The organism is Bacillus sp. BD59S, assembly GCF_007363175.1.
In the GTDB taxonomy this organism is placed as follows: Bacteria; Bacillota; Bacilli; order Bacillales; family Bacillaceae_G; genus Bacillus_A; species Bacillus_A pacificus.
In genome coordinates, this window is the sequence record NZ_CP034686.1 from 356,598 (window position 1) to 368,659 (window position 12,062).

A 12,062-nucleotide genomic window follows, 5' to 3' on the forward strand; every position below is an offset into this window, starting at 1 on the left:
ATATGAAATTGCTAACTTTAAACTGTCACTCTTGGCAAGAAGAAAATCAAATAGAAAAGATAAAATATCTTGCTAAAGTCATTCAAGAAGAAGAGTACGATGTTATCGCATTGCAAGAAGTAAGTCAGTTGATAGGGGCTAAAAATGTATGCGGTAACAAGAAAGAAGATAATTTTGGGCTTTTACTATTAGAAGAGTTAAATGCGTTACATGTAAAAGATTACAATATTACTTGGGATTTCTCTCATATTGGTTATGATGTGTATGAAGAAGGATTAGCGATTATAACGAAGCATAATGTTGTAAAAGAAGATACGTTCTTTATTTCAGAAAATAAGGATACAACGTATTGGAAAACACGCAAAATTGTAAGTGCAACAATTGCTTACAATGGGAAGAACATCACGTTTTACTCTTGCCACCTCGGTTGGTGGAATGATGAAGAAGAATCATTTAAAGATCAAGTGAATCGTTTGATGGAGCGTGTAGATAGCGATGAACTTTCCTTTTTAATGGGTGATTTTAATAATAACGCCCGTTTGCAAGGGGAGGGTTATGAATATATGATGCAAAAAGGTTTGTATGACACATATGAACTAGCAATAGAGAAGGATGAAGGAACAACTGTCCAAGGTGAGATTGCTGGTTGGGATGAAAATAAACATAATTTGCGAATCGATCTAATATTGTGTAACCGAAGTGAAAAAGTTCGTTCTTCAAAAGTTATTTTTAATGGTACAAACCGAAATGTAATTTCAGATCATTTCGGTGTAGAAGTACAAGTAGATATATAATAGAAGAAATCCTCACAGATGATAAAAAGCTGTGAGGATTTTTTTAGGAATACAAGTATTTCCAAGAGAAAATACTTGTATTTTTTATGACATTTCCTATATATTTGTTATTATTGAATGTAAAACCGATTTGGTCATTTTGTATTCATACTTTGACTTACTTCGTTATATAATGTAGTAAGTTAAAGTTAATGGGAAAAAATAGTTCGTTTTTGGTTAATCCACGGTGTAGAAAGTGATATAATTGCAAAATGTATGTATCATTTTCTAAAGAAGGAAAAATATATAATTAGGTGATAACTTCTATGAAACAAATTTGGCGTATTTATAAGACAGATTTACGGAATGTAGCTAAACATTGGGCTGCAATTGTTATTGTTGTAGGGTTAATGATTTTACCATCGTTATATGCATGGTTTAACATTAAGGCTTCTTGGGATCCATATGGAAATACAAAAGAAGTTCCCATTGCAGTTTCTAACCAAGATGCAGGCTCTAACTTAAGAGGGAAAGATATTAATATTGGGAAAGAAATTGTAGATTCCCTGAAGAAAAACAAAAATCTTGGGTGGAAATTTGTAGATGAAAAACAAGCAATTTATGGAGTTGAACGCGGGGATTACTATGCAAGCATTACAATCCCAAAAGATTTCTCTGAAAAGATTGCAACTGTTCTGGATGAAAATCCGCAGAAGCCAGAACTTGATTACTATGTAAATGAAAAGGTAAATGCGATTGCACCGAAGATTACAGCAAAAGGTGCATCAGGTATTACAGAAGAAATTAGTAAAAACTTTGTTAAAACAGCGAACGGTGAGATTTTTAAAATCTTCAATGACCTTGGAATCGATTTAGAAACAAACTTACCAAGTATTGAGAAAGTAAAAGATCTTGTATTTAAGTTAGAAGCGCAGTTCCCAGAAATGAATACATTGATGGATAAGGCGTTAGATGATGCGACTCGAGCAGAGGATGTCGTGAAAGTAGCGCAGAAAGAATTGCCGGTTGTGGAAAGTGTTATTAATGATGGTCAGGATACACTTAAGAGCTTAGATGCATTCTTTGCGAGAAATGATGAAACATTGAATCGTGCCCCGGGAACTATTAAGAATAATTTAATTGCAATGCAAACAGGTTTGAATGGTGCGGCGGCAATTACGGATTTCTTAAAAAATCCATCTGTTGATTTCAATCTGGCACTTCCAGATCCATCTAAACTTCCAGAGTTACCAAATGTAACTATCCCGCAAATACCAGCGCTTCCAGAATTACCGCAAGTGAATGGTGAGGGATATAAAAACATTGCTAAAAATATTAATCAAACTGTAAATAATGTTTTTAGCTCAATACGTGTTGGAACAACTTATGCACAAGGTGTTATAAACGGGTTACAAAATGGTAATTTCGACCCGGAAAAAGCGAAACAAGATCTTAATAAGGTTTCTGAGAATCTTCAAGATCGTGCGGATAGTGTTTCATATGTAATTGATGTCTTTACTAAATTTAAAGAGTCGGCATCAACTGATTTTGGAAAAGAATTCTTCCAAAAGAGAATAGAAAGATTAACAAGCCTTAAATCAGCTATCGAAAATGCAAATGGTGGCGTTAAAGATATTGCCAATATTATTGGTACAGGGCAAGAAGTGAAAAAAGATGTAAGAGATGCTACTAATAAAAAGTTGGATGCAATAAATAACTTGGTAAATCAAGCAGAAGCAGATTATAATGCAACGTTCGTAGCGGATTTTGAAAAAGCAGTAAGCACAGCTGAACAATTAAAAAACAAGGCTGAAGGTGTAAAAGAAGATGCTCAGCAACTGAGAGGAAATTTAAATCAAGATATAAACAAAGCTAATGAGATTTTAAACAATGGTAGAGAAGCTTATGATAAGGCTGTAAATGATTATAGCAGATTAAAAATGGAGCTTGGCAAAGCAAGAGAAGACTTGAATAATAAAGGGATTAACGGATTAGATTCTACAAAAGTAGCTTTAAATGATATAAGAGGAGAGTTACAAGCTGGAAAGAATTTAGTTAATGATATGATTCCTGTTATGGAAAATACGAATAAAGTTTTAGCGGATGTAAATAGTGATAAGAACACGAATAATATGATTTCTAAATTGAATAAATTAAAAGATGGTCTTCAAAAAGGTATCGATTTAACTGATAAAGGAATTGACGCTATTAATAAAGGTCAAAAGCCAGCAGCAGATGTTATTGAAAGTATTAACGCAATATCTAAAAGTACTTCGGCCCAAATAAGTGACATCTTAGCTAAATACGATTCAGAAATCGTTCCAAACTTTAATGAAGCAATTGCTCGTACAAAAGAGATGTCTAAAAACACATCTCAAATTTTAAAAGAAGCAGACAAAAAGCTTCCAGATGTTAAAAAAATACTAGAAGATTCATCAAAAGGCTTAGTAGACGGTAAAAAGAAACTAACAGACATTAAAGCTGAAATGCCAGCTACTGAGAAAAAGATTAAAGAATTGGCAGATAAAATTCGTGATTTTGAATCTGAAGAGGATTTAAAAGACATCATACGCTTATTGAAAAACGATGTTGAGAAGCAAAGTGATTACTTTGCGAATCCAGTAAATTTAAAAGAGAATAAATTATTTGCAATGCCGAACTACGGTTCAGCAATGTCACCATTCTATACAGTGCTTGCATTATGGGTAGGCGCATTATTAATGGTTTCATTATTAACAGTAGAAGTACATGAAGAAGGCGCGAATTATAAGAGCCATGAAATTTACTTTGGACGTTTATTAACATTCTTAACGATAGGTCTTTCACAAGCGTTTATCGTATCAATGGGAGATATATTCTTACTCGGTACGTACGTAGTCGATAAATTCTGGTTTGTATTATTTAGTTTATTTATTGGTGGAGTCTTCGTTTGTATCGTATACTCACTCGTTTCTATTTTCGGAAACGTTGGGAAATCGATGGCGATCATTTTACTTGTACTGCAAGTAGCAGGATCGGGCGGAACATTCCCAATTCAAATGACACCAGCGTTCTTCCAAGCGATTTATCCGTTCTTACCATTCACATACGCAATTAGCGCAATTCGTGAAACAGTTGGCGGAATGCTTTGGGATATCGTGACGCGAGATTTACTTGTGTTAAGTGCTTTCGTAGTAGTTATGATTGTAGCTGCGTTATTACTGAAAACACCAATTAACAAATCAAGCGAAAAATTCGTTGAGAATGCAAAAGGAAGTAAAATCATTCACTAACATAAAAAGTTCCTACCGATAGAGGTAGGAACTTTTTTGTTTAATCAAATTTTAATTTTTTTAATGCTTCTGCGAACGGATTGTTTAATGGTTCTTCTTCTTTGTTCTGTTGTTTCATATATTTTTGAACATCGCGCTTATCAGCTTTGTTTCCAGATTCTTTTTTACGTCTCTCTTGGAACGTGGAAAGTTTTTCGCGATAGCCACATTTACATGCGAAAATTTGTCCTGCACCTTCACCACGTAATTCTAATTTCTTCTTACACTGCGGACAACGAGCGTTTGTTGTACGAGATACATTTTTACGATGACCACATTCACGGTCTTGGCAAACGAGCATTTTTCCTTTTTTGCCGTTTACTTCTAGCATTGGTTTACCGCAATCTGGACAAGACTTTGTTGAAATATTGTCATGTTTATATTTTTTATCACTCGATTTTATTTCAGAAACAATTTCTTTCGTATAGTTCTTCATTTCTGAAATGAATACTTCTTTTTTCAGTTTACCCTTTGCGATCGCCTCTAGCTTTTGTTCCCACTCACCAGTTAGTGTAGGTGATTTTAACTCTTCTGGTACTAAATCAAGTAACTGACGGCCTTTTGAAGTAATGTGAATATCTTTACCACGTTTTTCAATTAAGAACGAATTGAATAGCTTGTCGATAATATCAGCACGCGTTGCTACAGTACCTAATCCACCAGTTGATTTTAACGTATCAGCAAGTTGTTTATTTTGCGTATCCATATATTTTGTAGGATTTTCCATTGCTGAAAGTAAAGTTGCTTCGTTAAAACGTGCAGGTGCTTTCGTTTGACCTGATGTTTGCATAATTAACTTTACAGTTAATGTATCGCCTTTTTCGATGCGAGGTAAAAGTTGCTCTTTTACGTCATCAGTTACATCATCATCTTCAAAGCGATTTTCATATACTTCCTTCCAACCTGCATGTAAAATTGTTTTTCCGCGTGCAATGAACGTTTCATTGCCGACTTTTGTGCGTAACGTTAGTTGTTCGTATTCGAATGCCGGGAATAAAACAGCTAAGAAACGTTTTACAACTAAATCATAAATTTTACGTTCTTTATCTGTGAAGGCGGAGAAGTTAACGTATCCTTCTGTTGGAATAATTGCGTGATGATCACTTACTTTACTATCATCAACAAATGATTTATTAGCCTTGATAGGCTTTTGTAATACTTTATGTGCTAAGGAACGGTACTCTCCAACACCACATGCTTTTAGACGTTCTGGAAGTGTTCCAACGATATCAGATGAAATATAGCGTGAATCTGTACGAGGGTACGTTAGCACTTTGTGTTGTTCATACAATTTCTGCATAATGTTTAATGTTTCTTTTGCAGAGTAGCCGAATTTTTTATTGGCATCACGTTGTAATTCAGTTAAATCGTAAAGACCAGGAGAGAATGACTTCTTCCGTTTTTTATCAATTTCCACAACAGTAGCATTATGCTTATCTAAACCTTTTACAATACCATCAATTTTTTCTTTATTAAAGCTACGGCTATTACCGTTTGCATCTTGCCACGTTAGTTTTAACTGATTCGTCGTTTGAGCTTCAATGCCATAGTAAGTTTGAGCTTTGAAGTTTTTTATTTCATCTTCGCGATTAGCAATCATAGCGACAGTAGGTGTTTGCACACGGCCACAGTTTAGCTGGGCATTAAAGCGAGTCGTTAAAGCTCGAGTCGCGTTAAGACCGATATACCAGTCAGCTTCTGAACGTGCGACAGCTGAAGCGTATAAATTGTCATATGCTTTACCTGGTTTTAAATTTGCGAAACCATCTTTAATTGCTTTATCAGTAACAGATGAAATCCATAGGCGTTTGATTGGTTTGTTAATTCTAACTTTATCAATAATCCAACGAGCAACTAATTCTCCTTCGCGTCCAGCGTCTGTCGCTACAATAATTTCATTTACATCTTTTCTAAGTAGCTGACTTTTTACAGCATTAAATTGTTTCCCTGTTTGTTTAATAACAGTTAATTTCAAACGCTCAGGTAGCATCGGTAAATCTTCTAAATTCCACTTTTTATATTTTACATCATAGCTTTCTGGATCTGCTAATGTAACAAGATGACCTAAAGCCCAAGTTACAATATATTTACTACCTTCAAGGTAGCCATTTCCTTTTTTATCACACTTAAGTACACGTGCAATATCTCGTGCAACGGAAGGCTTTTCAGCGATTATAACGCTTTTTGACATATTAAAAACATCCTTTCAAATTTCCATACGTTAACTATAGCATACATCTTCTTGAGATTCAGTTTCGCTCTAGATTTGAACGCTTTTTAGTGGAGTGAACAAAATCTGTTTGAAATCAAATGATATCGACAGAACATAGTATGCACCATGATGAGACTATGAAAAAAAGATACTTATTTATTATGCTTATTGTTTTATCAGTTTCTTCTATATTAAATAGAAAAGTAAAGAACTTGTTATTTTAGTAGAATAAGAGTAGACTTTGAAGTAGAAGAATAATAAGCACATGGGAGTTTGTGGATGCAAACTGAGAGTATGACTAATCCGTCATTGACCATTTGAACCTGTTGGATAATGCCAGCGTAGGGAGAGTGTAAAAGCACATGTTCAGGCACTTTGCGTACGCGCAAAGTGCCTTTTTGTGTATCTCCCATCACTATAGTTAGGAGATGAGAAGGATGAATAGGAAAGAAATTAGTAAAGTAGTGGATTTGGTGAGAGAATCTAATCCGCTCGTTCATAATATTACAAATGTTGTTGTAACAAATTTTACAGCTAATGGTTTATTAGCATTAGGGGCATCACCTGTAATGGCGTATGCAAAAGAAGAAGTGGCAGAAATGGCTAGCATTGCTGGAGCGTTAGTATTAAATATGGGAACACTTCGTCCGGAAGAAGTAGAAGCGATGTTACTTGCCGGTAAATCAGCAAATGTGAACAATGTGCCAGTACTGTTTGATCCAGTTGGTGCAGGAGCAACATCGTATCGAACAGAAGTTGCGAGACATATTCCGGCTGAAATCGAATTAGGGATTATTCGCGGAAATGCAGCTGAAATAGCGAACGTTATTAATGAGAGGTGGGAAATTAAAGGGGTAGACGCTGGTGATGGGAATGGTAATGTCGTAAGTATTGCAAAACAGGCAGCGGATGAATTAAATACAGTTGCGGTGATTACTGGAAAAGAAGATGTTGTTACAGATGGAGAGCGAACGATTCTTATTCGAAATGGTCACCCTATTTTAACGAAAGTTACGGGAACTGGTTGTTTACTAACTTCTGTAATAGGAGCATTTGTAGCGGTAGAAAAGGATTATGTAAAGGCAGCAGTAGCAGCGTTAACGTTTTATGGTGTAGCTGCGGAACTGGCAGCTTCTAAGACAGTGGAAAAAGGACCTGGTAGTTTCCAAATTGAATTTTTGAATCAGTTAGCGAATACGACTTCAGGTGATATAGAGAAGTATGGGAAGATTGAGGTTATATAGTAAGGAGGGAGAATAAATGTCGCGTATTTCAAAGGCAGAAATGTCTAGGTTGTTATCAGTATATTTTATTATGGGAAGTAGCAATTGTACGAAGGATCCACTGCAAGTATTGAGAGATGCGCTTGAAGGTGGTATAACAATTTTTCAATTTCGTGAAAAGGGGGAAGGCGCTTTAACGGGAGAGAAACGCATTTGTTTCGCAAAAGAACTACAAGCAATTTGTAAGGAGTACGGTGTACCATTCATCGTAAATGATGATGTGGAACTAGCTCTCGAGTTGGATGCAGATGGCGTGCATGTTGGACAAGATGATGAAGGAATTACTTCTGTTCGTGAAAAAATGGGGGATAAAATTATCGGTGTATCTACACATACAATTGAAGAAGCACGCTGGGCAATTGAAAACGGAGCTGATTATTTAGGAGTTGGCCCTATTTTCCCAACGAGTACGAAAAAAGATACGAAAGCAGTTCAAGGAACGAAAGGTTTAGCTCACTTTAGAGAACAAGGAATTACAATACCGATTGTTGGAATTGGTGGGATTACAATTGAGAATACAGCTTCGGTTATAGAAGCGGGTGCGGACGGTGTTTCAGTTATTTCAGCTATTAGTTTAGCGGAATCTGCGTATGAAAGTACGAAGAAGTTAGTGGAGGAAGTAAGTAAGAGTTTGTAGAAAAAGGGTACTTCACACAAATAGTAAAGGAAATAACGGAAGAATGGACAGTTAAAAAAGCACAAACCCTGTAAATTTATAGGTTTGTGCTTTTTCTTTAAAACATAATTGAAATTAAGAGCATTCCAATTCCGATAGAAGTGAATGTTGCGATTAGTCCTGGAATCATAAAGCTATGATTTAAAACATATTTACCAATGCCAGTTGTACCAGTACGATCAAAGTTAATGGCAGCAACGATTGTTCCATAGTTTGGAATGAAGAAGTATCCATTTACTGCAGGGAACATCGCGATTAGTAGTGCTGGTGGAATACCGAGTGATAATCCAAGAGGCATTAAAGCGCGTACTGTTGCGGCTTGGCTATATAGTAAAATAGATAGAATGAATAATGCGATGGCAAATAGCCATGGTGCACTTGTTACTAGATGCTGAATGGATCCTTGAATCATATTTAAGTTTCCGTTAAAGAAAGTATCTCCCATCCAAGCGATCCCGAAAATAGCAACAACTGCTGTTGCCCCTGCTTTAAAGACGTTACCAGACACGATGCTTTCTACATTTGGTTTACAGAAAATAATAATAAGAGCTGCAATCGTTAACATAACCATTTCAATTGTATTTGGCATGGAAAGACGGGCTAACTTCCCATCAACTATCCATCCTGGACGAAGTGTTTCAAATGAACCGAGAAGTACGACAAGAAAAGTTCCTACTAGGAAAAGGATAACTGATAATTTAGCACCTTTTACACCAACAAATTCTTTTTTCTCTTCAATCTTAGGAATCATTCCTTCTTTTAATCGTTTTAAGTATTCAGGATCTTCATTTAATTCTTTCCCCATTTTGCTAGCAACAAATGCAGCTACCATACAAGCGATGAAAGTAGAAGGGATACTTACTTTTAAAATATCTAATAAGGTGATTTTATAGTCAGCTAACATTGCTAAAAGTGCAACTGTTGCAGCTGATATAGGACTAGCTGTAATTGCTTGTTGGGAAGCAATTACGGCGATTGACATTGGTCGTTCCGGTCTAATTCCGGATTCGCGAGAGACTTCAGCGATAACGGGAAGTACAGAATAAGCAACGTGACCAGTTCCTGCACAGAGTGTAAATAAATAAGTAACAATTGGAGCAAAGAATGTAATACGTTTTGGATTTTTTCGTAATGCTTTCTCAGCCAGATGAACAAGGTAGTCCATTCCTCCAGCGGCTTGGAGTGCACCAGCAGCTGTAATTACTGCTAAAATCATAAGCATTACATCAATAGGAGGAGCTGTAGGTTGTAAGTGGAAGACGAAAACAAGTATTGCCATACCAACGCCACCCATTACTCCTAGACCAACTCCGCCTAGGCGTGCGCCAATAAAAATGCAGAGTAGTAACGTAAGAAATTGTAGCCAAAACATGATAAACTACCTCCGAAATTCATTAGTTAAGATATATTCGAATAATTTAATTTAAATGAAAATTAAAATAAATACTCAAAACAATCCTTGTGTTATATACATTTTTTATTATATAACACAAGAAATGTAACATTCACGTACTTTGTTAAATTATTTCGAAAAAATAATACGTTAAAAATTTACATTTATATCTCTAAATAGGTAGACATTTTAATTTTTATGTTGTAATCTTTGATAGAGAATAATTACATTCTCATAGAACTCCCATATCGTTCAACTCGTTCAGCGAGAAAGGCAAACTGATGGAAACATTAGGACGCAAAACTACAGGAGCTAAGGCCGAAAGGCTAAGCTAGCCAGTTACCGGACGGATAGGGTTGGTCTTGACCAATGCTTTTTCATTGGTCTTTTTTTTTATTTGTGAACAAATGAGAAACCTTATCAGCTGTTGATAAGGTTTCTATTTTAATAGTTTTCCTTTATATTAAGTTAATTAAGAAAGGTGATGTTGATGAAAAAATATTGGCACAAGCTATCATTTCTTCAAAAGAATGTATTGTTAACTGTGCTAGTTATTTTGACGCTTGTTGGTACTATGGGAGCGTTAAGTTTTAACATGTTTCAAAATAGCATGATGTCTATATTTGAAAGGCATTCTTTTGAAACAGGAGATACGGTATTACATAAATTAGACGAAGAAATAGTGAGAGATGTTACAAAAGACCCAGTGGCACAAAGAGAAAAGAGAGAGAAGTTAACAGAGAAATTAGATGAAGCAACGGAAGAATTGAATAGCGTTGGACAAATCTATATTGTTGGAGCAAAAGAAAACGAAAAAGGTGAGTTACTAATCGTCGATTTGTCTACAGAGTTAGCAAATGTTGTTGAAGTAAGGCCGGGAGAATATTATAAACAACCAGACCTTTGGATGAAAGCATACGATAAGGTAATGAGCACGAAAAAAGCAAATATGACAGTAGTATATGAAGATCTATTAGGATCATGGGTAACGATATTAGAGCCAATTAAAGATGGAGATGGAAATATTGTGGCAATTGTTGCAGCCGATGTAGATGCTTCTATTGTTCCTATTACAAAGGAAAAGTTCATTATACAAGGTTTAATGTTTATTTGTATTTCTGTTTTAATTGCAACTGTTATTCAATTCTTAATCGTACGTAACGCACTTGCTCCATTGCGGGATTTACGTGAAGGATTGCGCAGAGTTGGTGAAGGTGATTTAAGTATTAAATTAGAGGAAAGACCAGATGATATTGGTATTATTAATGCGTATTTTAATAATACCATCGAGAAGTTTAAAGGAATTATAGATAAATTGAAGCAGACGGCAGAACAGGTTTCCTCATCTTCACAAGAATTGTCAGTGAGTACGAAAGAAAATAGCATGGCAGTCCAAGGAATCGTAAGTTCTATAGTTGAGTTAAGGGCTGGCGTTCAATTGCAAGAAACGTCAGTACCAAAGTATTTAGATATTGTATATGAAATGGAAGATAGGATGGGAGAGATAACTAATATTGCAAAACAAATGACGAAAGAGTCTGAAGGTACGAAGCATCATTCAGAAAAAGGAAATGGTATTATTGAACAGACGATGAATCAAATGAACATAATACAAAATGCAGTACAAGATTTATCTTCTATCATTTATTCTTTGGAAGTAAGATCAAAAGAAATTAGTGATATTGTAACTGTAATTACAAGTGTTTCAAATCAAGCGAATTCGCTAGCTTTACATGCTACTATTGAAGCTTCACATGCTGAGGAAACTGGAGAGGGATTTGCCGTTGTTGCTGATGAAGTGCGTAAATTAGCAGAGCAGACGGAAGCATCAGCAAAAGATATAGCAAAATTAATAGGGGACACACAAGCCGAAACGGAAGAAGCTGTTGTTTCAATGCAAAAAACCTCAAAAGAAGTAGAGTCTGGAATGAAACTTGTTGAAAGTAGTGGTGCTTTCTTTGAAAAAATTTCGAAATCAGCACAAACTGTTACCAATCAAGTTGGAGTTGTTTCTAGCAATTCAAATAATATATTGCAAAATAGCCAAAATATTGTTCGTGTTGTAAATGAACTATCACTTATTGCAAATAAGTATGCGAATAGTAGTAGTAATGTTGAAAAAAGTATGAAAGAACAGGAAATGTCTGTACAGGATATTGCTGAATTAGCCAGTTCTTTAAGCTGGCTCTCACAGGAGTTACAAGAGTTAATTGGGGAATTCAAAAGTTAAATGAAATGATTATACATGCTTTTGTTTGTTCAATAAAATAAATCATGCTACAATGAAAACGAATTAAGGACCGGGGAGCCAATTGGCTGAGAGGATGTGAGCAAACATCGACCCTCAACCTGATCTGGATAATGCCAGCGTAGGGAGTTACTTAAAGTGATGTAGCATATGTTATTCTATAATA

General features: G+C 35.5%; 7 protein-coding genes and 3 riboswitches. Of the genes, 5 read left to right on the forward strand and 2 right to left on the reverse strand.

Features of this window, described 5'->3' with window-relative positions; translation table 11 throughout:
- The first annotated feature begins 2 nt into the window (after window positions 1-2).
- Together EKQ63_RS03820 and EKQ63_RS03825 are read left to right on the forward strand one after the other, a co-directional pair.
- Window positions 3-794, forward strand: coding sequence for an endonuclease/exonuclease/phosphatase family protein (locus EKQ63_RS03820; RefSeq protein ID WP_143880740.1), 792 nt, complete (start codon window positions 3-5; stop codon window positions 792-794).
- Between the two features lie 305 nt (window positions 795-1,099).
- Complete coding sequence (locus tag EKQ63_RS03825) at window positions 1,100-4,045, forward strand: YhgE/Pip domain-containing protein (RefSeq protein ID WP_143880741.1); 2,946 nt, start codon at window positions 1,100-1,102, stop codon at window positions 4,043-4,045.
- Window positions 4,046-4,085: 40 nt separating this feature from the next.
- Here the strand turns inward: EKQ63_RS03825 and topB are convergent, their stop codons facing one another.
- Window positions 4,086-6,275, reverse strand: coding sequence for a DNA topoisomerase III (gene topB / locus EKQ63_RS03830; RefSeq protein WP_143880742.1), 2,190 nt, complete (start codon window positions 6,273-6,275; stop codon window positions 4,086-4,088).
- Between the two features lie 276 nt (window positions 6,276-6,551).
- Window positions 6,552-6,661: riboswitch (TPP riboswitch) on the forward strand.
- A gap of 63 nt (window positions 6,662-6,724) precedes the next feature.
- Between topB and thiM the strand changes: the two genes are divergently transcribed.
- Together thiM and thiE are read left to right on the forward strand one after the other, a co-directional pair.
- A complete protein-coding gene (thiM, locus tag EKQ63_RS03840) occupies window positions 6,725-7,540 on the forward strand; it encodes a hydroxyethylthiazole kinase (RefSeq protein ID WP_346655051.1) in 816 nt (271 codons plus the stop codon).
- Window positions 7,541-7,556: 16 nt separating this feature from the next.
- Entirely contained in the window at window positions 7,557-8,216 is a 660-nt protein-coding gene (thiE, locus tag EKQ63_RS03845; protein WP_143880743.1) for a thiamine phosphate synthase, read from the forward strand.
- Window positions 8,217-8,313: 97 nt separating this feature from the next.
- Here thiE and EKQ63_RS03850 read toward each other — a convergent pair whose 3' ends face one another.
- Window positions 8,314-9,627 (reverse strand): anaerobic C4-dicarboxylate transporter family protein, encoded by a 1,314-nt coding sequence (locus EKQ63_RS03850; protein ID WP_143880744.1) that lies wholly within the window; start codon window positions 9,625-9,627, stop codon window positions 8,314-8,316.
- 283 nt (window positions 9,628-9,910) lie between these two features.
- Window positions 9,911-9,995: riboswitch (cyclic di-GMP riboswitch) on the forward strand.
- A 143-nt stretch (window positions 9,996-10,138) separates the two neighbouring features.
- Here EKQ63_RS03850 and EKQ63_RS03855 point away from each other — a divergent pair.
- Entirely contained in the window at window positions 10,139-11,878 is a 1,740-nt protein-coding gene (locus EKQ63_RS03855) for a methyl-accepting chemotaxis protein (RefSeq protein WP_143880745.1), read from the forward strand.
- 61 nt (window positions 11,879-11,939) lie between these two features.
- Window positions 11,940-12,041: riboswitch (TPP riboswitch) on the forward strand.
- The last annotated feature ends 21 nt before the right edge of the window (window positions 12,042-12,062 follow it).